Origin of the sequence: Pseudomarimonas salicorniae (assembly GCF_023156535.1) — a bacterium.
GTDB classification, from domain to species: Bacteria; Pseudomonadota; Gammaproteobacteria; order Xanthomonadales; family Xanthomonadaceae; genus Pseudomarimonas; species Pseudomarimonas salicorniae.
Window position 1 is genome coordinate 96,275 of record NZ_JALNMH010000005.1, and the last position, 21,530, is coordinate 117,804.

Below are 21,530 nucleotides of genomic sequence, written 5' to 3' on the forward strand. Positions count from 1 at the left end.
GGCAGCTTTGTCTTCTCCACACAGGTGGAGAGCGACGCGACCTATGCCGTGACCGTGCATACCCAGCCGGGCAATCCCACCCAGACCTGCACCGTCGCCAACGGCAGTGGCACGGTCAGCTCGACAGATATCACCCACGTTGAAGTGACCTGCTCCACCAACACCTACACGGTGGGCGGCACGCTGTCCGGTCTATCCGGGTCAGGCCTGGTCCTGCGCAACAACGGCGGCGATGACCTGGCTCTTGGCGGCAACGGCAGCTTTGTCTTCTCCACACAGGTGGAGAGCGACGCGACCTATGCCGTGACCGTGCATACCCAGCCGGGCAATCCCACCCAGACCTGCACCGTCGCCAACGGCAGTGGCACGGTCAGCTCGGCAGATATCACCCACGTTGAAGTGACCTGCTCCACCAACACCTACACGGTGGGCGGCACGCTGTCCGGTCTATCCGGGTCAGGCCTGGTCCTGCGCAACAACGGCGGCGATGACCTGGGCCTTGGCAGCAACGGCAGCTTCGTCTTCAGCGCGCCGGTGGCGAGCGGCGCGACCTATGCCGTGACCGTGCATACCCAGCCGGGCAGTCCCACCCAGACCTGCACCGTCGCCAACGGCAGTGGCACGGTCAGCTCGGCAGATATCACCCACGTTGAAGTGACCTGCTCCACCAACACCTACACGGTGGGCGGCACGCTGTCCGGTCTATCCGGGTCAGGCCTGGTCCTGCGCAACAACGGCGGCGATGACCTGGGCCTTGGCAGCAACGGCAGCTTCGTCTTCAGCGCGCCGGTGGCGAGCGGCGCGACCTATGCCGTGACCGTGCATACCCAGCCGGGCAGTCCCGCCCAGACCTGCACGGTCGCCAACGGCAGCGGCACGGTCACGACGGCCAACATCAGCACAGTCGCGGTGAGCTGCAGCAACGACCCCATCGCGCCCTCGGCACCGCGGAACGTGCGGTTCACCCCCTCCGGCTCGGACCTGGTGGTGGCATGGGATGCGCCGGCTTCGGACGGCGGTAGGCCGATCACCGGCTATACGGTCACCCTCGCGCCCGGCGGGCGCAGTTGCTCGGTCACCGGTAACCCACCGCCCACGCGGTGCACGATCTCGCAGCTCACTCCCGGGCAGTACAGCGTTGCGGTAAGCGCGAGCAACGCGGTGGGTTCCGGCACGGCGGCGACGGCGACCGGGGTGTTCGCCCCCTCGACGCCGGTGACGATCCCGGCCACGTCCACCTGGGCCCTGATGGCGCTGATGCTGGCGACGCTCGGCCTCGCGGGCGCGGTGCTGGCCCGGCGGAGCTGATCACAGGCACGGCCGGAAGCCGGCCGTGCTGACCTGCAACAAATGAGCACGGATCCGCACCATTCGGAGCAGCGGTCGCGGCCCCGCTTGGACAAAATGGGGGCGGTGTTTCCACCTGCACAAAGGGGGTCGTATGTTCCGCCATGTCCTGCCAGCCTTGGGCTGGATGGTGTGCCTGATCGGTCTGCAGGCGGGCCCTGCCCAGGCCCTGCCCGGGCAGCTTGATTCGGCCGACTGGTCGCTGATCCGGTCTGCGATGGAGGCGCCGGCGTACACGCCGAGAGCCAGCGCAGCGGGGTTCACGGCCGGCAATCCGGAGCAGGGCTACCGGCTGCGGTTTGGTGCCGACGGCCAGACCGAGGTCACGCCCTCCGACGTGGACGTGGACTTCACTGTGCGGATCCGCCCCCTGTCGATCGGCTACGCCGATGAGCGGGAGCGGCTGGACACGCCGCTGTCCCAGCGCGCCGAGGAGGGCGCGGTGCACACGCAGTGGACACCCAGCTTTCGCGAGTGGTGGGAGAACCGTCCGAGTGGAGCGCAGCAGTGGTTCGAGCTGGCCCGCCGCCCGGCAGGCGGCGCTGAGGGTGCTCCGCTGGAGGTGCTTCTGGACGTGCAAAGCAGCCTGCAGATGACGCTGGAAGGCGATCTGCCCAATCAGTATCTGAGGCTGTTCGATACGCGCGCCGAGCTGCGCTACCAGGGCCTGAAGGTGTGGGATGCGCAGCAGCGCGAACTGCCGGCACGGATGGTCTTGCACGAACGGCAGCTGGCCCTGCAGATCGACGATCGCGGCGCGGTGTACCCGGTCACCATTGATCCGACCTTGGTGCAGCAGGCCTATCTCAAGGCCAGCAACGCCCGTAGAGAGAGCGCGTTCGGTTTCTCGGTGGCGGTGTCCGGCGACACTGTGGCGGTGGGGGCGCCAAGGGAGGACACCAGCTCGGCGGGGATCAACGGACCCGAGGATGCCGAGGGCCCCGCGGGCGTCAACAGCGGCGCCGTTTACGTGTTCGTGCGCGAAGGCCTCGGCTGGCGCAAGCAGGCCTTCATCAAGGCCGGCAATGCCGGCCGAGACGACCGTTTCGGCGTCTCCGTCGCGCTCTCCGGCGACACGCTGGTGGTGGGCGCGCCGCTGGAGGATAGCGAGGACGACGCTCTGGCCAACAGCGGCGCCGCCTATGTCTTCGTGCGTGAGGCGGGAGTATGGCGGCAGCAGGCCTTGCTCAAGGCAAGCAATGCCGACCCCGAAGACTACTTTGGCGAGCGCGTGGCGATCTCCGGTGACACCTTGGTGGTCGGCGCCTTGGGAGAGGACAGCAGCGCCACCACGATCAACGGCGACGCCAGCGACAACACGGCCCCGGACAGCGGTGCCGCCTACGTGTTCGTGCGAGTTGGCGATAGCTGGGCCGAGCAGGCGTATCTCAAGTCAAGCAACGCCGGTGCTGTGGACGAGTTCGGATCTAGCGTCGCGGTCTCCGGCGACACCGTGCTGGTCGGTGCCCCGGGCGAAGACAGCAACGCCTCAGTAATCAACGGAGATGAGTTGGACAACTCGGCGCCGCAGAGTGGTGCGGCCTATGTGTTCCGCCGAACGGGCGATACCTGGAGCCAGCAAGCCTACCTGAAGGCCAGCAACGCGGGCCCGGGAGACGGGTTCGGAACTTCGGTGGCCCTGTCGATGGATACCGCCGCGGTCGGTGCGGCGGGCGAGAGCAGCGGCCATGCTTCCTCCCCGGCCGATGAATCGGTTTTCGCGGCGGGCGCCGCCTATGTCTTTGTAAGCAGCGACGGCCAGTGGACTGAGCAAGCCTATCTCAAGGCGGAGTACACCGGCGGCACAGACTACTTTGGCACCTCGCTCGCCCTGTCCGGAGACCGCCTTGTGGTGGGCGCGCCCGGCGAGTCGAGCAACGCCAAGGGCGTTGACGGAGATGCCACCAATGAGCTTGCGCCTCGAAGCGGCGCGGCGTACCTGTTCACCCGGGCTGCCGGCCTCTGGAGCCAGCAGGCCTACCTCAAGGCGAGCAACACCGATGCTGGAGACGCGTTCGGGTTCGCAGCCGCGATTTCCGGCGAGACGGTTGTCGTCGGCGCCTACCAGGAGGACAGCGCCGCCACCGGGGAGAATGGCGACCAAGGGGACAACAGCGCCGAAGAAAGCGGGGCGATCTACCTGTTTGGCGCACCCACCTATTCCATCGGCGGCACGGTCAGCGGCCTGACCGGTTCGGGCCTGGTCCTGCGCAACAACGGCGGTGACGACCTGGTCATCAACGCCAACGGCCCCTTCAGCTTCCCCACCTCGGTGATCGATGGCGGCACCTACGCGGTCACCGTACACGCCCAGCCCGGCGCGCCGGCGCAGGCCTGCACCGTGGGCAACGGGAACGGGGCGGTCAGCGGGGAACCTGTCGTCTCGGTCGCAGTGACCTGTACCTACGTCAATCAGATGGCCCACGTCAGCCTGCGATGGCAGCCCTTGGGGGGCCTCGGCAAGGGGCCGGACCTGCACCGGCAGCCCGGCAAGGGCCAACCGCTGCGGGGCTATGCATTGACATTGACCAATCGCGGGCCTGTCCCGCTCTCCGCAGCCGAGCTGCGTACCGTCCCCCAGCGCGGGCTGGAAGATCTGCTCTGGGATTGCACGCCACAGGTCCCCTGCAGCCCGGTCAATGGCAGCGGAGACGTACGCAGCCTGACGAGTCTCGACGTGGGCCAGTCGGTCACCGTGGAGCTGACCGGCACCGTGAGCGATGAAGTGCGCTTCGTCGAACTGATCGCCCAGCTCCGTGGCGAGAACGTGGCGGATGCGCACAGCAGCCAGTCGAGGGTCATCCAGCGTGCCCTGATCGATCCGGTCAGCCCCGACGGACTGCTCCGCTCCGGATTCGAATAGACCAGGCGAGTCGCCTTCGATTGAAAGTCAAGGGGGCAGAACTCGACGCGTACGATGCGCACCTCTCAAGGAGACTCTGGACAAGTCCAGCGCCCTGCGCTGGAGGTTGTGCAGCCGGCCGGCAAAGCCCGCCTCGCAGAACGTGGTGGCACCACGGCCAAGACGCTCGACACGGCAGTATCGCTGCACAGTCCAGGACTCTGATCCGAGCGAACGCGTATCGCGCGGGGGCCGCGGCGCCGTGTGGGCGCCCCCCCCTCCCAGCCTGCCCCTTGCGCTTCTTGAGGAAGCGCAAGGGGAGGAGTAGAAGCGGCGGTGTTTGACCTGCGCTCAACTCGACGCTTCAGCCGGGGTGGAGGCCGTCTTCGGGCTGTGTTGGAACAGCGACTACCGGGCCTTCGTCCCGCCCCTGGCTTTCGCGATCGCGGATGTACAGGCGCTCGATCGGGAAGGGAGGGAGCCAGGGTTCGCGGCGGAGGGTCCAGAGCTCGTAGCTGGGCGTGAAGTGGCCGGGCTGGTCGAGTGTGCCGAGGTGGACGTCGATCTCGTCGCCGCTGCGCGAGAACACCGAGCTGCCGCAGTGCGGACAGAAGCAGCGGCCGCGATACTCACGCACTTCGCCCTCGATGCGTACGGTCTGCTGCGGGTAGACGGCAGAAGCATGGAACAGGGCGCCGTGGTGCTTGCGGCAGTCGAGGCAGTGGCAGAGGCCGACCCGGTAGGGCGGACCTTGGGCGGTGATGCGCAGCTGGCCGCAGAGGCAGCCGCCGGTGACCTGCTGCATGGCGCGTCCCCCCACCGTCGCCCCGGGCTGCGGCATGCAGCATGGACGCGGCGGAACAAGGGTAGCGCGCTCTTGACCCGGAAACGCCGGCTCCGTCCCGAGACTGCCGCCGTCGCGGTGGCGGGCTCGCAGCGCGTGGACTAGGCTCGCAGCATGGGGATGTCGAACCAGCCACGCGGGGTTCCGCTTCTGCTCTGCGCGCTACTCGTCGGGGCGCTGGCCGTGGCTGCGCCGGCGCGGGCCAACCTGTCGGCCTCCGCGGTCTGCACCCAGCCCGGGATGAACCTGCAGATCGAGCAATGCTTCGCCTTGATCAGCCTCTACAACAGCACCCGCGGCGACAGCTGGAGCAACCGCAGCGGCTGGGGCAGCGCCGATGCCGGCAGCTGGTTCGGGATCAGCATCAACCCGGTGGCGGGCACCGTGCTGGCCGTCGAGCTGCCGGCGAACAATCTCGAGGGCATCCTGCCTTCGCAGCTCGATGCGCTGACCAGCCTGCAGTCGCTGCTGCTGGCCGACAATCGCATCGCCGACCGCATTCCCGCCAGCCTTGGCAGCCTGCCCGCGCTGCGCAATCTCGATCTGTCCGGCAACTTCCTGATCGGCGCGCTGCCGACGCAGCTCGGGGAGCTGGCCCAGCTGCGCAGCCTGGCGCTGGACGGCAACCGCCTCGACGGCGCCCTGCCCGCCAGCTTCGGCCAGCTGGACCAGCTGGAGACCCTGTTCCTGTTCGACAACCAGCTCTCGGGCTCGATCAACGTGCTGGCCGAGATGCCCGCCCTGCGCCTGGTGCTGATCGGCGGCAACGAATTCAGCGGCGGCATTCCGCCGGCACTCGGCCTGCTGCCGCAGATCGAACTGCTGTTCCTTGATCGCAATGCGCTGGGCGGACCGATTCCGGCCTGCCTGGGCCGGGCGACCACCCTGCAGGCCCTGGTGCTGTTCGACAACGAGTTGGAGGGCACGCTACCCGCCACGCTCGGCAATCTGAGCCGGCTCGACACCCTGAGCCTGGGCCAGAACCGGCTGCGCGGCAGCCTGCCCGACACGCTGTCGGCCCTGCCGCTGGAGTTCTTCGGCATCGACACCAATCGCCTCGATGCCGAGCCCAATGGGTTTGCAAGGATTCCGCCTGCACTGCAGGCCTGGTTCGCCGGCATCCCCTCGACCAGCATCGCCGCGCAGACGCCTGCGATCACCCTGCACGAGGATGGCTTCGAAGCCTCGGACTGCGCGCTCTGATCGACGCTGCCGCTCAGCCGCGGTAGCGCTCGGGCATCGACAGACCCGGTCGCTCGTCGTCCCAGACCATGGCGGCGACCCGCCAGCCGCTGCCGTCGTCATAGAGCTGGATGCTGTTGATGCCGCGCTTGAGGAATTCGGTACGCGCCTCGTCGGCGAAAGCCTCGTAGGTGCTGAAGACGTGGGCGATGCAACCGAAGCGCTCGATGATCGAGTGGGTCTCGACCTCGTAGAACGGCCGACCGGCCAGCTTGCGCTCGAAGTTGGCGGCGTAGTCCTCGACCTGGATGAACTCGGGCTGCGGCCGGCCCTCTGCATCGAGCACGGTGCGGATCATCCGCGCGCCCGGCATGAACAGCTCGGCCTGCCGCGCCCAGTCACGGGGCTGGTCGCCGGGGCCGGAAACGATGGCGTACAGCTCGGTAACCAGGGCGCGGATGGCGTCGTCGGGGTGCATGAGGGACTTCCGTTTGCGATGCCTGGCATCCCAGCACGGCGGGGCGCTGGGCGGAAGTGGGTGTTGCGACGGACGGAGGGCCTTCGGCGGTGTGGCGCGGCAGGCAGGGGCGGCGGACCGGCGTTCCTTTGCTGCAACGCGCGCGACTTGTGAAGCGTTCTGCGTTGCGGGTTTGCCCTTCGATACCTCAGGGCGAACGGGCAGCCTGAGCACCTGCGGCAAGACCAACCGGCAGCCATCCCCTCCGCCTCGGCAGAGACCGGGACGACGATGGTTCTGCACCCATCAAAGCCGTCCGTCCTGCGGCCCGCGAGCGGCGCGGGCCGAATCCTCCCAGCCGTCCATGCTGAGATCCCCAAGCCGTTCATACCGAGACTTTCCAGCCGTTCGTGCTGAGGTATCGAAGCATGAACGGCCTCGCAACCCTGCGCTTCGCCCTTCGATACCTCAGGGCGAACGGGCACCCCGCGAAGTTGCCGCAGAACTTGCCAGCTGCTGTCGCCTACGCCGCGTCCAAGGCGACTACGGTGCTGCACGCATCAGAGCTGTCCGAGCCGAGACCTGCGCGCAGCTCGTGCGGAAACCTTCAAGCCGCCCATGCTGGGACTTCGGAGCCGTTCGTGCCGAGACCTTCCAGCCGTTCGTGCTGAGGTATCGAAGTACGGACGGCCCCGCGACCCTGCGCTTCGCCCTTCGTTACCTCAGGGCGAACGGTGGTGACGGCGTTTCAACCTCAGCACAAGCCTCAGTCCGAACCTCAGTCCGAATCGGCACGCGACAGCGTGGCAGCGAGGCGGGCAGGCGCCTTGTGGCGCCAGGCCTGGCGCAGGAGGCTGGCGACGGTGGCTTTGCGTGCCTTGCCCAGCGTCAGGCGCAGGCCGGCGACCTTGCCGCCCCAGAACAGCGGCTCAAGGCAGTCGGGGTCGAGGGCCAGGGCGCGCTCACGGTCTGTCTCGGAGACGAACAGGTGCAGCGCGTTACCCTCGGGCGGCGCGGTGGCGAAGATCTTGCCGTTCACGCGGAACGAGGTGTAGTGGTGGTGTGGCGCCTCGGTCGTCTCGGGAAGGGCCAGCGCCAGGGCGCGGACAGCGTCCAGTTTCATCCGGTTGTCCCGACAGGGGCGCTTCGCCCTGGCTCGTGGGCGTCGTAGCGCGGCAGGTCGGCGTCGAGGTCTTCCCAGCAGGCGCGCGAGGAGACGAAGTTGTGCGAGAGCGGCCGTTCGCTGATCTCGGAATCAAGCACGCCAAGGCGCAGGCGCAGACGTTCGGGATCGGCGGCATTCGAGCTGTACAGCGGCGAGGCGCAGGTGGCGCAGAAGTGCCTTTTCCGTCCCGGCGACATCTCGAAGGCCGCGATGCGCTCGGCGCCGCGCAGCACGCGCAGGCCGGCGCTGGCGATGAAGCCGTTGGTGGCGAAGGCGGTGCCGCTCGACTTGCGGCAGCGCGAGCAGTGGCAGTGGATGATCGAATCGATGCCGCCGTGGATCTCGAAGGCGACGGCGCCGCACAGGCAGCTGGCGAGATAGGCGCTCATGGACGCACCCGATGGCGAGGGGGCGACAGGATAGCGGCTTTGCTCAGCCAAACAGGTCGCCCTGCGCCTGCGGCTTCCGCGGCGGCTGGAAGCGGCTGCAGTCCAGCGCCGGGCGCTCGCGGTCGAGGCCGTGGCGGCGCAGGGCGATGGCAAAGCGCTGCGCCAGCAGGTCGGCGAACGGCCCCTGGCCGCGCATGCGCTGGCCGAAGCGGGCGTCGTAGTCGCGGCCGCCGCGCAGCTGCTGGACCAGGCTCATCACGTGGGCCGCGCGATCGGGCAGGTGCTGCGCCAGCCAGTCGCGGAAGATCGGCGCCACCTCGTGCGGCAGGCGCAGCAGCACATAGCCCGCGCTCAGCGCGCCGGCCTCGGCGACGGCCTCGAGGATGCGCTCGATCTCGGCGTCGTTGACTGCCGGAATCACCGGCGCCACCAGCACGCCGACCGGCACGCCCGCCTCGCGCAGGGTTCGGATGCACCGAAGGCGCCGCGCCGGGGCGCTGGCCCGCGGCTCCAGTCGGGCTGACAGCCGGTTGTCGAGCGTGGTCACCGAGACCATCACGCTGCACAGGCCCTCGCGGCCCAGCGGCGCCAGCAGGTCGAGGTCGCGCTCGACCAGGGCGTTCTTGGTGATCAGAGAAAACGGATGACGCGTCGCGCTCAACACATCGATCAGCTGGCGGGTCAGCGCGAAGCGGCGCTCGATCGGCTGGTAGGGATCGGTGTTGGCGCCGAGGGTGATCGGCTCGCAGCGGTAGCCGGGAAGGGCCAGTTCGGCGCGCAGCAGTTCGGCAGCATTGGTCTTGGCGAACAGCCGGGTTTCGAAGTCGATGCCCGGGGAAAGGTTGAGGTAGGCGTGGCTGGGCCGGGCGAAGCAATAGCTGCAACCGTGCTCGCAGCCGCGATAGGGATTGATCGACTGCGAGAACGGAATGTCCGGCGAGCTGTTGCGGCTGATGATGCTGCGCGCGCGCTCCTCGACCACCGTGGTGCCCGGCGGCAGCGCGGCCTCGACCTCCCAGCCCTCGTCGGCCTGGGCGGAGGCATCGACCGCGGTGGACTCGAAGCGTCCGGGCTGGTCCCAGGCACTGCCGCGTCCCTTGATCCGGCCGGGTGCCATCGCGTTGGCGCCTCAGCCTCCGCTGACCTGGACGCCGCGGGCGCTGGTCTGGCCGAGGTAGCGATCCTTGATCCGGACGTAGTGCTGGGCGCTGTAGTGCAGCTGCTCGATCTGCCGGTCGCTCAGGGTGCGCACGCAGCGCGCCGGGCTGCCCACCCACAGCTCGGCCTCGCCGACCACCTTGCCCGGCGGGACCAGGGCGCCGGCGCCCACATAGCCGTGCTTCTTCACCACCACGCCGTCGAGCACCCGCGCGCCCATGCCGATCAGCACCGCGTCCTCGATGGTGCAGGCGTGCAGGATGGCGCCGTGGCCGACGGTGACGTCCGCGCCGATCAGGCAGGGCAGCCCGCCCGGTGGCCCGTAAGGGCCGTCGTGGGTGACGTGGACGATGGCGCCATCCTGGATATTGCTGCGCGCGCCGATGCGGATGTGGTGCACATCGCCGCGCACGACCGCCATCGGCCACAGCGAGACGTCGTCACCCAGCTCGACGTCGCCGATCAGCACGGCGGACGGATCGACATAGACGCGCTCGCCCAGCCGCGGCTGCTGGTCAAGATAGGGGCGAATCGACATCGGCGGAACTCCTTTCGACGTGGACGTATTGTCCCGCAGCGGAGCGCCGGCAGCCATCCCGACGCCGCGGTCAGTCATGCGCTAGCGGCTGCCCCGCGGTTTATCGCCGGGCGCTGAACCTCGGTGAATCTCCACGTTACGACCGGGATGCATGACAGCCTGCGTTAACCGTGGCGGCACTACCCTCTTTTCTCGTGCCCTGCGCCTGCAAGGGCGGGGCGGCTGACCCGAACCGAGAAGGAGGCCCCCATGCCTAGCCACCTGTCCGGAGAGGAACTCCAGGAGTTGCTCGACCATCGCTCGCCGCGCTGCGTGTCGCTGTTCCTGCCGACCGCGCGAAGCGGAGAAGGCGTCCGCCAGGCGCCGATCCATCTGAAGAACCTGCTTGCCGAAGCCGACCGCCACCTGCAGGCACGCGGTCTCAAGCCGCATGAGTCCGAAGCGGCCCTGGCACCGGCCGTCGCGCTGATCGACGACGCCCCGTTCTGGGAGCACCAGCGCGAGGGCCTGGCCCTGTTCCTGAACGCCGAGGGCCTGCGCAGCTATTCGCTGCCGATCTCCTTCGAGCCGCTTGCCGTGGTGGCCGACGCTTTCGAGATCCTGCCCCTGCTGCCGCTGCTGGCCCTGGGCGACCGCTTCTACATCCTCGCCCTCAGCCGTAACCAGGTCAGGTTGCTCGAGGCCACGCACGACAGCGTGGTCGAACTCGAAGTGCCAGACATGCCGCGCAGCCAGGCCGAGGCGCTGGCCCACGATGATCGCGAGCAGTCGCTGCAGTTCCATACCGGCGCCAGCGGCAACGGCGGTGCCCGACCGGCGATCTTCCATGGCCAGGGCGGCAGCGACGACACCGAGAAGCTGGATCTGTACCGATTCTTCCAGCAGGTCGATCGGGCGCTCAGCCGCTTCCTGGCCAACGAGCAGGCGCCGATGGTGCTGGCCTCGGTCAACTACCAGCAGGCGCTGTATCGCGAGGCCAACCACTACGCCCGACTGATCGAGCCGGGTATCGACGGCAATCCGGATTCGCTCGCGAACGAGACGCTGCGCGACCGCGCGCTGCCGCTGGTCGAGCCGGTGTTCCGCGAGGCCGAGCGCGAGGCCAAGGACCGGCTTGCCGCGCTGGCCGACAGTAAACGCGCGATCGACTCCATCGAGAAGCTGGTGCCGGCAGCCTACTGGGGTCGGGTGGACACCCTGTTCGTCGAACGCGACCAGCATGTGTGGGGACAGTTCGACCCGACAGCGAACAAGGTCTACCTGAGCGATCCGGATGAGGTCGCCCCGGGCGACTACGACCTGCTCGACCTCGCCGTCCGGCGTACGCTGGCCAAGGGCGGGACGGTCTTCGCGCTGAGCGGCGAGCACATGCCGGCAGGGTCCCCGGCGGCTGCGATCGGGCGCTACTGAGCGTCCGGCGGGTCGACCCGCCACTCGGCCTCCTCGAATTCGCCGAGGATGCGTACGGAGACGAACTCGGCCTGGCCGTCGATGATCTCGCGGATCTGCGCCTGCGGCGCACCGGCCATCGCGTCGCGCGCCGCCTTGGATTCCCAGCGGGCAATCGCCAGCAGCCGGCGCGGATCGCCGATGCAGCGATGCAGGCGCGTGCCGGCTGCCCCCTCGGCCTGCTGGATCAGCCTGCTTGCCCGGACCCAGGCCTCGGCGTACTGCTCGGCCGAGTAGCCCTCACCGATCTCGACCTCGAAAATGAACAGCATGGCGTTTCACTGCGGAAGCGGGGTGAGGACAGGGTAACGCTGAAGGGCGGGGGCGCCGGCGGAACGCGCAGCACGGGCGCGAAGAAGACCTTCCGCAAAACCCGCAGTAGGAGCCAGCTTGCTGGCGATCGTCCCATCCGGGGCGCCTAACGCCAGCAAGCTGGCTCCTACACGCAACGGCGCTGTAAGGTCCGGTTTGCGCCCTTCCGGCGCGTCTGAATCCCGCCCTCTTTCGACCGCATTCTCGCAACTCAACGAGACCCGACTGTGGGAGCACCCTTGGGCGCGACCGCCGCGCTAGGGATTCACCACAGACCGCGGCCAGAGCGGATCTCCGCGGTCGCGCCCAAGGGCGCTCCCACAGTCGGACTTCGTCGGGCGTCGGCAAAGCCCCATAGGGCATGCCTTGGCGCACCGATGCGGGCGTTCGGACGGTATGCCCGGTGCGGTCAGCCGCACCCTATCAATATCTGCTTCGCGCCCGAAGCGGACCTCCGAGCCCCCGAGTCCCCGCTCCCCTCAAATGATCCGCAGGGTGATCGCCTTGAGCACCGCCCTCGTACGGTCGCGGGTGCCGAGTTTGTCGAGGATCTCGCTGACGTAGTTTTTCACCGTGCCCTCGGACAGGTGGATGCTTCGCGCGATCTCCTTGTTCGAGTAGCCGCCGGCCAGCAGGCGAAGGATGGAGATCTCGCGTTCGTTGAAGGTGTCGCTCGGCGGGGCCTGGTCGCGGTAGGCGTAGCGGGCGCGGACCGGGTCGGTCGGCACCGGGGCCAGCAGGGTCTCGCCGGCGGCCACGCGCAGGATGGCCTCGTGCAGGTCTTCGGGCGAAGCATCCTTGAGCAGGAAGCCGCGTGCGCCGACCTCGGCCGCACGCAGGGCGAGGTCGGGCTCGTCGAAGGTGGTGAGCAGGATCAGCGGCGGGGCCGGCACCCTGGCAGCCAGGGCCTCGGCCAGGGCGAAGCCGTCAAGGCCGGGCATGCGGATGTCGGAGAGCACAAGATCAACCGGCTGGGCATCGAGCGCGGTGAGCAGGGCCTCGCCATCGGCGGCCTCGACCACCACCTCAATGTCGGGCAGGCCGTCGAGCAGGGCGCGCAGGCCGTGGCGGACCAGGGCCTGGTCGTCGACCAGTGCGAGACGCAGGCAGGTCATGCTTCGCCCTCCGGAAGCCAGGCGTCGATGCGCAGGCCGCCGCGCCCGGAGCGTGACAGGCAGACCTCTCCGCCGAGGGCCTCGAAGCGTTCGCGCATCCCGGACAGGCCGCCGCCGGCCCGCGGCTCGGACGGAGCCCGTCCGTCATCCTCGATGCACAGCTGCAAGCGGCCCGCTTCGGGGCGGATATGCACCGCCAGCTCCTGTGCTGGACCGTGGCGGGCGGCATTGGTCAGCGCTTCCTGCACCGCACGCAGCACCGCCTCGATGCGATCCCGGCCTCGCAGCTTCAGCCCGGGCTCGATGTCCAGGCGCAGCGCCGGACGCGGAAACGGCAGGCCGAGGCGGGCCAGCGCCTCGCCCAGATCCAGCCCCTCGTCCTGACGCATCTCGCGGACCACCTCGCGCAGGCTGCCGAGCAGTTCGTCGGCCAGGCCGGCGCAGAGGCGGACGCGCTCGGGGTCGCTCTGCCGGGGGTCGGCGGCCAGTGCGCGCAGGTTGAGCTTGAGCGCGGTCAGGCTGTGACCCGCAACGTCATGCAGTTCCCGCGACAGGCGTAGGCGCTCGGCGTCGCGCGCGCCGGCGGCGAGCAGGGTGCGACTGGTCAGCAGTTCGGCATTGGCCGCGCGCAGCTCTTCAGCCATCTGCTCGGCGGTCTGGTTGCTGCGGATCATCAGGGCGGCGAAGGCCTGGAAGCTGGCGAAGGCCACCACCGTGGTGAGGGCCGCCATCGGCCCGGCGTCCCAGAACCAGAACAGGCCGCCGAGGAACAGACCGTTGACCAGGGCGATCGCCGTGAACAGGCGCCAGCCGGAGAGATACACGGCCATCTGCGCGGCAAGCAGCACCAGCAGGATGGCCGCGGCGCTGTTCGGCCGCATCAGGGTAAGGCCCAGCGCGCAGACACCGAGCACCAGACTCAGCGCAAGGTGGCGCCCCGGCCGGCTGTCGCACAGGCCCGAGACCATGGCCAGGAACCCGGCGAGAAAGACCAGCATGGCGACGCGGGCCGGCCACAGCCAGGGCGAGCCGTCGCGTTCCATGCCGCCGATGGTGACCAGCCAGACCACGGCCCAGGCCACGTAAGCGGCCAGGGCAAGCGGAGACAGCAGCTCGTTTGTGATCTGGCGCCAACGCGTCGACATGCATCGAGCTTGGCCCGCCGGCTGTCCGAGGACAAGCCTTCGCATGCAGAAAGTGACTTCCTTCACCTGTGATGACTGACCGTCGGCACCTGAGTGGTGGACGTCGGCGCAGCAGACTGGATCCGTACACACGGGAGTCCGCCATGAACAGCTACACGATCAGTCTGGTCCTGCACCTCGCCTCCGGCACGCTGGCCCTCGTCTGCTTCTGGATCGCCGCCTTCGTGCGCAAGGGCAGCCGCCCCCACGTGCTCGCCGGGCGCGTCTACATGGGCGCCATGCTCGGCGTCATCGTCAGCGGCGCGCCGCTGGCTCATGCCCTGTTGGAAAGGGGCCATCCGGTGAGCGCACTGTTCCTCAGCTTCCTACTGCTGCTGACCGGCAGCGCCTGCTGGAACGCCTTGCGCGCCATCCGCGATCGCGGCGACCGTCAGCGCTACTTCGGACCGGTGTACTGGATCCTCAACGCCAGCGTCGGCCTGGGCGGCGCAGGAATGATCTGGCTCGGCACCCAGGCGGGGGGCGTCGTGCTGCAGGTGTTCGGTGGCGTCGGCCTGCTGGCCGCGGCCGGTTCGGTGCAGAGCTGGCGGCGCGCGCCGAACGATCCGCGCTGGTGGCTGAAGGAGCACTACGGCAACATCATCGGCTGCGGCGTCGCCACCCACATCGCCTTCCTCGGCATCGGCCTGCGCCGGCTGCTGCCGATGCTGGACGGTTCGACGCTGACCCTGATCGCCTGGCTGGCGCCGCTGGTGGTGGCGGTGATCGCAAGCATCCGCCTTGATCGGCGCTATGGCCGCCCGGCCGCCGACGCGAGGGTTGGCCAGCCCAGTCCGACGCTTCCGATTGCCTGAACCCGCCAAGGAACCCGCCCATGCGCCCTGCCCTGATCGCCGCCCTGCTCGCCCTCGCCGCTGCGCCGCTCGATGCCGCCACGCTGGCCGTCGAAGTCCAGGGCATCGCCGCCCAGAGCGGCCAGCTGAGCCTCGCCCTGTACGGCTCGGAAGCGGGCTGGAAGGGCGAGGCCAAGCCGGTCGACCGCCGGGTCGGCAAGCCAGACGGCAGCAGCGCGCTGCGCTTTACCTTCGTGAACCTGCCGCCGGGTCGCTACGCGGTGCGCGTGGCCCACGACGAGAACGGCAACGGCAAGCTCGATACCAACTTCATCGGCATCCCCAAGGAGGGCGTCGGCTCCTCGAACAACCCGCAGGTGATGCGCGCGCCGCGCTTCGATGAGGCGGTGTTCGAGCTGGGCGAGGACGATCTCGGCATCTCGATCGTACTCAACTAGGCCACCGCCAAGTTCTGACTTCGAGCCGTTCGTGCCGAGGTATCGAAGCACGAGCGGCCTCCGGAACCTCCAGGCTTCGCCCTTCGATACCTCAGGGCGAACGGGCAGTTCGGGGCGTGGACGGCGGGTTCATCCGAAGCTGTCGCGTCGGCCCGGGACAGGCGGGACGACATCGAACCGGGCAGGAACCAAGGGGACGTTGTCGCCCCACCCCTGCGAGCCGTTCGTGCTGAGGTATCGAAGCACGAACGGCCTCCGGAATTTCTAGGCTTCGCCCTTCGATACCTGAGGGCGAACGGGCAGTCCGGGGCGTGGCCGGCGGGGTCATCCAGAGCTGTCGCGTTGGCCCCGACCAGACAGGGCGACATCGGACCGGGCAGGACCCAGGGGGCCGCCATCGCCCCACCCCTTCGAGCCGTTCGTGCTGAGGTATCGAAGCACGAGCGGCCCCGGAATCTCCAGGCTTCGCCCTTCGATACCTCAGGGCGAACGGGCAGGCCGGGGCCGCATTGCGGGTTCAGTCGACCGGTCGGCGCGGAATGCGCAGCACAAAGCGGCAGCCCTCGCCCGGCCGGGTCTCGACATCAAGGCTGCCGCCGAGGCTCTGCTCGACCATCGAGCGGGCGATGGTCAGGCCCAGGCCGGTACCGCCCTGGGCACGTGCCGTGGTGAAGAACGGCTCGAAGGCGCGCTGCAGCACCGCCTCGCTCATCCCGCAGCCATTGTCGACCACCTCGATCAGCAGCCACTCCGGCTCGCAGCTCAGGACCACCCTCAGCTGCGCGCCCTGGGCACCGGCCTCGAAACCATGCAGGGCGGCGTTCGCCACCAGGTTGGACAGGGCGTGTGCCAGGGCCCCCGGGTAGGAGGTCAGCTCGCAGTCCGGGCCGCGCTCGAATTGCAGTGCCACGCCGCGGCTGCGCAGCATCGGCCCGAGCGTGGCCAGCACCGACTCGACATAGGCATTGGCCTCGAAGTCGAGACGCTTCTCCGAGGTCCGGTCGGCAGCGGTGCGCTTGAAGCTCTCGACCAGCTTTGCCGCGCGCTCGACATTGCGCTGGACCATGTCCAGGGCCTCGCCCAGTCCGTCCAGCGTGGCCTGCATGTCGCCCCGGCGCAGGGAGCCCGCGCGGAAATCGCGGTCCAGTGCCCGCAGCAGGTCACGGCCATGGCTGGCCGCGGTCACCGCCACACCGACCGGCGTATTGATCTCGTGGGCGACGCCGGCGACCAGCGAGCCCAGGGCAGCCAGCTTCTCGCGCTCGATCAGCTGGCGCTGTGTGCTTTCCAGCCTCTCGAGAGCCTGCTCCAGGCGCGCGGTGCGCTCCTCGACACGGCGTTCGAGCGTGGCGTTGAGCTGTTCCAGCCGCTCCTCGTAATCCATGCGCTCGGCCGAGGACATGGCCCGGGCGAACAGGTCGCCGAGGTTGCCGGTGAAGATCTGCTCGCCCTCGCTCCAGGTACGCGGTCCGCCGCGGTGCTCGGCGCAGAGGATGCCGACCATGCGGCCGCTTCGATGAATCGGCGTGTCGAGCATCGCACCGATGCCCAGCGGGCACAGGTAGGGCTCGACCAGCTCGACGCAGCAGGGGTCGCGCAGGCAGTCGCGGACCGCGATGCAGCGCTGGGCCTGGATGGCGACGAAGTAGGAGGGGTAGTCCTCGTGGGTCAGCGAGAGATTGTTCGAAGCGCTGGGATCGGCATGATCGACCAGGGCCACGCAGTGCATGGAAACGGGCGGGTCGTCGACCAGCCAGACGCTGGCCCGCGGCACGCCGAGGCCGGCGACCGCGGCGTCGCAGACCATCCGGGCAGCGGCCGGTACATTGCCGTCGTCGATGCACTCGGCGCGCGACACCCCGGCAAGCAGGCCCTGCCAGCGCGATGCTTCGCCCATGGCTTCACCCATCGAGGATACGGCGCGTTCAGCGGCCGCCCTGTTCCCGGCCCCCTGGCCGGCTCCAGGCAACACCTTACGCCTTCCCGGCCGCGGCGACCATGGCCGCGGAAACGATGGGCTCAGACGTCGCCGTCCTCCGGCCAGCCTTCGCCGGTGCCGGCCTGGATAACCCGGTCATCGGCCAGCACGTTGCCGGCCGGGATCGCCGGACGCTCGGCCAGTTCGCGATAGATCGGGCTGAAGTCCGGCCGCGTCGCATCGAACAGCTGCTCGAAGTCGTCGATCACGAAGTAGGTCTTCTGGAAGCTGTCGATGCGATAGCGGGTGCGCATGATGCGCTTGAGATCGAAGCCGATGCGGTTCGGGGCCGGGCTCTCCAGGCAGTGGATCGACTCGCCCTTGGAACTCATGATGCCGGCCCCGTAGATGCGCAGGCCGTCCTTTTGCCGGATCAGGCCGAACTCCACCGTGTACCAGTACAGGCGGGTCAGGTTGACCAGCGCCTCGGGCCCGATGCCGTGCGCCTTCACCCCGCCGGCGCCATAGGCCTGCATGTAGTCGGCGAAGACCGGGTTCATCAGCAGCGGCACGTGGCCGAACAGGTCGTGGAACAGGTCCGGCTCGGAGATGTAGTCGAGCTGCTCGGGCTTTCGGATCCACCAGGTCACCGGGAAGCGGCGGTTGGCCAGATGGTCGAAGAAGTCCAGCTCGGGCAGCAGGCCCTCGACGCCGATCAGCTGCCAGCCGGTCTTTCGCGCGAGATGGGTGTTCAGCTCGTCGAAGCGCGGAATCTGCTCGTCCGACATGCCCATCGCGTCCTGGGCGGTGAGGAACTCGGTGCAGGCGCGGTGCGGCAGGATCTCGCGCTGGCGGCGGAACAGCTGGCCCCAGACATCGTGATCGGTGGCGCTGTACTCGTCCCAGGGCTGCTCGACGATCCGCGTGGTGTAGACCGGGACGTAGCCCTTGTCGGTCATCTGGTGTTCGACGCGTTGTGCCACGGCCATGGGAATCTCCTGCTGCGAGCGTTTCTGCACACAGTCTAGCGATGATCGGGCGCAATTTCGGCGCATATGGCGCGCGAAGTCGGTCCATCAATGCAATAATGATGCGCCGATTTGAGCTACGGCGCCCCATTCGTGCACGCCCGCCTGAACCGGAGCCCTCGATGTCCCTCGATGCCCACGACATCACCCTGCTGGCCACCCTGCAGCGCGAAGGACGCATCGCAAACACCGAACTGGCCGAGCGCATCGGCCTGTCGCCCTCGGCCTGCCTGCGCCGGGTGCAGCGGCTGGAGGCCGACGGCTACATCGCCGGCTACCGCGCGGTGCTCGACCCCAACCGGCTCGGATACGGGCTGCAGGCCTTTGTCCGCCTGCAGCTGGCCCGGCATGACTCGGACAGCGTCGAGCGCTTCGTGCAGCGGGTCGGAGACTGGGACGAGGTCGTTGCCTGCCACGCGCTGACCGGCGACATGGACTACCTGCTGCACGTGATGGTGCAGGATCTCGACCATTTCTCGCGCTTCCTGCTCGACAAGGTGCTGCGCCCCGGGGACGTCGCCGACGTCAACTCCAGCTTCGTGCTCCGCGCGGTGAAGGCCGGTGGCGCGGTACCGCTGCCGCAGCGCTGACGCGGCGCGAGGAGCCCGCCGCCGCCCGGCCGGCTTCAAACCCGGCGGCCAAACCGCGACAATGGGGTGTTTCGCTTCTTCATTCCGCCTTCGGCTCCGCCGCGGGCTCCAACCGGGAGGATTCCATGGCTGAACCGACTCTCGTCCCGCCCACCGGCGGCGCCAAGATCAGCATCGACAACGGCCAGCTCAATGTGCCGCACAACCCGATCATCCCCTTCATCGAGGGCGACGGCACCGGCCGCGACATCTGGCGCTCGTCCGTGCGCGTGCTGGATGCCGCGGTGGAGAAGGCCTATTCGGGCAAGCGCAAGATCCACTGGATGGAGATCTATGCCGGCGAGAAGGCCAACAACCAGTTCGGCACCTGGCTGCCGGAAGCCACCGTGCAGGCCTGCCGCGATTACCTGGTCTCGATCAAGGGACCGCTGACCACGCCGATCGGCGGCGGCATCCGCTCCCTTAACGTCGCGCTTCGCCAGATGCTCGACCTGTACGTCTGCCTGCGCCCGGTGCGCTGGTTCAAGGGCGTGCCGAGCCCGGTCAAGCGTCCCGACCAGGTCGACATGGTGATCTTCCGCGAGAACTGCGAGGACATCTACGCCGGCATCGAGTTCGAGAACGGCGCCGAGAACAACAAGAAGTTCCTGGCCCTGCTCAAGGAGCACTTCCCCAAGGAGTTCGGCAAGGTGCGCTTCCCGGACACCTCGGGCATCGGCATCAAGCCGGTCTCGCGGGAGGGTTCCGAGCGCCTGATCGGCGCCGCCATCGAGTACGCCATCGCCAACGGCCGCAAGTCGGTGACCCTGGTGCACAAGGGCAACATCATGAAGTTCACCGAGGGCGCGTTCCGCAACTGGGGCTACGCCCTGGCCGAGCGCGACTACGCCGACAAGGTCTACACCTGGGACCAGTGGGAGCGGACCAAGGCCGCCTCGGGCGAGAAGGCCGCCAATGACGAGCAGGCCGCAGCCGTCGCCGCCGGCAAGATCATCATCAAGGATGCGATTGCCGACATCACCCTGCAGCAGGTGCTGACCCGTCCGGCCGAGTTCGATGTCATCGCCACGCTGAACCTCAACGGTGACTACCTGTCCGACGCCCTGGCCGCGCAGGTCGGCGGCATCGGCATCGCCCCGGGCGGCAACATCAACTACATGACCGGCCACGCCGTGTTCGAGGCCACCCACGGCACCGCGCCGAAGTACGCCGACCAGGACAAGGTCAACCCGGGCTCGGTGATCCTCTCCGGCGAGATGATGCTGCGCTACATGGGGTGGACCGAGGCGGCCGACGCCATCATCAACGCGATGGACAAGGTCATCGGCGACAAGACCGTCACCTACGACTTCGCCCGCCTGATGGACGGCGCCAAGGAAGTGAAGTGTTCGGAGTTCGGTGACCTGCTGATCAAGGCGATGTAAGCCCGATCACCCGAACGATGTGTTGCGAGGCCGCCGCAGGGCGGCCTCGCTGTTTTAGGGGAACGCGAACTGCGGGCGCGAAGTTCGCATTCGCCCCGGCCCCGCTGTAGGAGCCAGCTTGCTGGCGATAGGCACCCCGGACGGAACGATCGCCAGCAAGCTGGCTCCTACACGCAACGTCGCTGCCAGGTCCGGTTTGCGCTGCAAAGCAGACCTTGCCGCAGTCAAACTGTGGGAGTGCCCTTGGGCGCGACCGCAGCGCTACGCATTCACCGAGGACCGCGGCCAGAGCGGATCTCGGCGGTCGCGCCCAAGGGCGCTCCCACAGTCGGGCCTCCTTGGGCGTCGGCGAAGCCCCATAGGGTGCGTCTTGGACGCACCGACACGGGCGTTCGGACGGTACGCCCGGTGCGGCCAGCCGCACCCTATGAATGCCTGCTTCGCGCCCTTTCTTTCCCTACGGATGCTCCGCCTCCGCATGCACCTTCTCGCGGCGGATGAGGTAGAGGCCGGCGACAACGATGATGGCGGTGCCAAGCCAGGTCACGCGGTCGGGCAGCACGCCCCAGAGCACGACATCGAGACCGGTGCCCCAGGCCAGGGCGGTGTATTCGAAGGGCGCGATGGCGCTGGCCTCGCCGTGGCGGAAGGCTTCGGTCAGGCAGTACTGACCGAGCGCACCGGCCAGACCCACGCCGGCGACCAGCCAGCCATGCTGTCCGCCAATGGGCTGCCACTCGGGCCAGGCCAGGGCGCCGGCGCCGACGCTGACCGAGGTCAGCATCCAGAACACCATGCTCTGGCTGCTGTCGGTGCGCGCAAGCATCCGCACCAGGACCGCCGACAGCGCGTAGCAGAAGGCACCGAGCAGGCAGGCCAGTCCAGCCAGCGTGGCCACCCCCTCGCCGGTGGGGCGGAGGATGACCAGGGTGCCGAGCAGGCCGACCACGATGGCCGCCCAGCGCCGCGGCCCGACCTTCTCGCCAAGGATCGGCACGGCCAGCGCGGTGACCAGCAGCGGCGCGACGAAGAAGATCGCGTAGGCCGTGGTCAGCGGCATGTGCTGCAGGGCGTAGACGAAGGGCACCATCATGCAGACCGCGAGCACGCCGCGCAGGGCATGGATCGGCCAGCGGATGCGCAGCACGGTGCCGAGCCCGGTGGTGGCCATGATCCAGACCAGGGCGAAGGGCAGCGAGGCCAGGCCGCGCAGGGCAGCGACCTGGAAGCTGCCGTAGTGCTCGGCCAGCAGCTTGAGGCCGGCGTCCATCAGCGACAGCAAACCGATGGCCAGCACCAGCAGCACGATGCCGCGCAGGTTCGAGGCTTGCATGCC

The 21,530-nt window shown here is 68.6% G+C and carries 20 protein-coding genes; 8 read left to right on the forward strand and 12 right to left on the reverse strand.

The features are described from left to right. Together M0G41_RS07245 and M0G41_RS07250 are read left to right on the forward strand one after the other, a co-directional pair. Positions 1-1,308: fibronectin type III domain-containing protein (locus M0G41_RS07245; RefSeq protein ID WP_248207034.1), on the forward strand; the 1,308-nt coding region annotated here is incomplete at its 5' end. 133 nt (positions 1,309-1,441) lie between these two features. Beyond that, positions 1,442-4,210, forward strand: a complete 2,769-nt coding sequence (locus tag M0G41_RS07250) for an FG-GAP repeat protein (RefSeq protein ID WP_248207036.1) — start codon at positions 1,442-1,444, stop codon at positions 4,208-4,210. A 343-nt stretch (positions 4,211-4,553) separates the two neighbouring features. Here the strand turns inward: M0G41_RS07250 and M0G41_RS07255 are convergent, their stop codons facing one another. Beyond that, positions 4,554-4,994: a GFA family protein gene (locus tag M0G41_RS07255; RefSeq protein WP_248207039.1), complete on the reverse strand. Its 441-nt coding sequence runs from the start codon at positions 4,992-4,994 to the stop codon at positions 4,554-4,556. Between the two features lie 159 nt (positions 4,995-5,153). Here M0G41_RS07255 and M0G41_RS07260 point away from each other — a divergent pair, with 159 nt between their 5' ends. After that, positions 5,154-6,236 carry a leucine-rich repeat domain-containing protein gene (locus M0G41_RS07260; RefSeq protein WP_248207041.1) on the forward strand — a complete coding sequence of 361 codons (1,083 nt, stop codon included), beginning with the start codon at positions 5,154-5,156 and terminating at the stop codon, positions 6,234-6,236. A gap of 13 nt (positions 6,237-6,249) precedes the next feature. Here the strand turns inward: M0G41_RS07260 and M0G41_RS07265 are convergent, their stop codons facing one another. From M0G41_RS07265 to M0G41_RS07285, 5 genes are all read right to left on the reverse strand, one after another. Then, the gene (locus tag M0G41_RS07265; RefSeq protein WP_248207044.1) at positions 6,250-6,693 is read right to left on the reverse strand and encodes a hypothetical protein; all 444 of its coding nucleotides are present in this window, start codon (positions 6,691-6,693) and stop codon (positions 6,250-6,252) included. A 757-nt stretch (positions 6,694-7,450) separates the two neighbouring features. Then, positions 7,451-7,795: an MmcQ/YjbR family DNA-binding protein gene (locus M0G41_RS07270; RefSeq protein WP_248207047.1), complete on the reverse strand. Its 345-nt coding sequence runs from the start codon at positions 7,793-7,795 to the stop codon at positions 7,451-7,453. Continuing rightward, positions 7,792-8,226, reverse strand: a complete 435-nt coding sequence (locus tag M0G41_RS07275) for a GFA family protein (protein ID WP_248207052.1) — start codon at positions 8,224-8,226, stop codon at positions 7,792-7,794. Before M0G41_RS07275 ends, M0G41_RS07270 begins: the two co-directional genes overlap by 4 nt. 43 nt (positions 8,227-8,269) lie before the next feature. Continuing rightward, positions 8,270-9,343 carry a PA0069 family radical SAM protein gene (locus M0G41_RS07280; RefSeq protein WP_248207054.1) on the reverse strand — a complete coding sequence of 358 codons (1,074 nt, stop codon included), beginning with the start codon at positions 9,341-9,343 and terminating at the stop codon, positions 8,270-8,272. 12 nt (positions 9,344-9,355) lie between these two features. After that, positions 9,356-9,922, reverse strand: coding sequence for a gamma carbonic anhydrase family protein (locus tag M0G41_RS07285; RefSeq protein ID WP_248207056.1), 567 nt, complete (start codon positions 9,920-9,922; stop codon positions 9,356-9,358). A 249-nt stretch (positions 9,923-10,171) separates the two neighbouring features. Here M0G41_RS07285 and M0G41_RS07290 point away from each other — a divergent pair, with 249 nt between their 5' ends. Further along, a complete protein-coding gene (locus M0G41_RS07290) occupies positions 10,172-11,332 on the forward strand; it encodes a baeRF7 domain-containing protein (protein ID WP_248207058.1) in 1,161 nt (386 codons plus the stop codon). Here the strand turns inward: M0G41_RS07290 and M0G41_RS07295 are convergent. The 3 genes from M0G41_RS07295 to M0G41_RS07305 form a co-directional block, all read right to left on the reverse strand. Next, the gene (locus tag M0G41_RS07295; protein ID WP_248207060.1) at positions 11,326-11,643 is read right to left on the reverse strand and encodes an antibiotic biosynthesis monooxygenase family protein; all 318 of its coding nucleotides are present in this window, start codon (positions 11,641-11,643) and stop codon (positions 11,326-11,328) included. The two genes, M0G41_RS07290 and M0G41_RS07295, sit on opposite strands and share 7 nt — an antisense overlap. A 519-nt stretch (positions 11,644-12,162) precedes the next feature. Next, a complete protein-coding gene (locus M0G41_RS07300) occupies positions 12,163-12,798 on the reverse strand; it encodes a response regulator transcription factor (RefSeq protein ID WP_248207063.1) in 636 nt (211 codons plus the stop codon). Next, the gene (locus M0G41_RS07305; protein WP_248207065.1) at positions 12,795-13,943 is read right to left on the reverse strand and encodes a sensor histidine kinase; all 1,149 of its coding nucleotides are present in this window, start codon (positions 13,941-13,943) and stop codon (positions 12,795-12,797) included. Before M0G41_RS07305 ends, M0G41_RS07300 begins: the two co-directional genes overlap by 4 nt. Before the next feature lie 143 nt (positions 13,944-14,086). On the opposite strand from M0G41_RS07305, the gene M0G41_RS07310 reads away from it, so the two are divergent. Next, positions 14,087-14,797 carry a DUF2306 domain-containing protein gene (locus M0G41_RS07310; protein WP_248207067.1) on the forward strand — a complete coding sequence of 237 codons (711 nt, stop codon included), beginning with the start codon at positions 14,087-14,089 and terminating at the stop codon, positions 14,795-14,797. A gap of 20 nt (positions 14,798-14,817) precedes the next feature. Then, entirely contained in the window at positions 14,818-15,234 is a 417-nt protein-coding gene (locus M0G41_RS07315) for a DUF2141 domain-containing protein (RefSeq protein WP_248207069.1), read from the forward strand. Positions 15,235-15,751: 517 nt separating this feature from the next. Here the strand turns inward: M0G41_RS07315 and M0G41_RS07320 are convergent. After that, positions 15,752-17,131, reverse strand: coding sequence for a GAF domain-containing sensor histidine kinase (locus M0G41_RS07320; RefSeq protein ID WP_248207071.1), 1,380 nt, complete (start codon positions 17,129-17,131; stop codon positions 15,752-15,754). Positions 17,132-17,253: 122 nt separating this feature from the next. Then, a complete protein-coding gene (phhA, locus tag M0G41_RS07325) occupies positions 17,254-18,141 on the reverse strand; it encodes a phenylalanine 4-monooxygenase (RefSeq protein ID WP_248207074.1) in 888 nt (295 codons plus the stop codon). 161 nt (positions 18,142-18,302) lie between these two features. Here phhA and M0G41_RS07330 point away from each other — a divergent pair, with 161 nt between their 5' ends. Then, on the forward strand, positions 18,303-18,770 hold the full coding sequence (locus M0G41_RS07330) for an Lrp/AsnC family transcriptional regulator (RefSeq protein WP_248207091.1): 468 nt from the start codon (positions 18,303-18,305) through the stop codon (positions 18,768-18,770). 125 nt (positions 18,771-18,895) lie between these two features. Beyond that, a complete protein-coding gene (gene icd, locus M0G41_RS07335) occupies positions 18,896-20,194 on the forward strand; it encodes an NADP-dependent isocitrate dehydrogenase (RefSeq protein ID WP_248207093.1) in 1,299 nt (432 codons plus the stop codon). A 457-nt stretch (positions 20,195-20,651) separates the two neighbouring features. On the opposite strand, the gene M0G41_RS07340 is transcribed toward icd, so the two are convergent. After that, on the reverse strand, positions 20,652-21,527 hold the full coding sequence (locus tag M0G41_RS07340; RefSeq protein ID WP_248207094.1) for a DMT family transporter: 876 nt from the start codon (positions 21,525-21,527) through the stop codon (positions 20,652-20,654). Between the last annotated feature and the right edge of the window lie 3 nt (positions 21,528-21,530).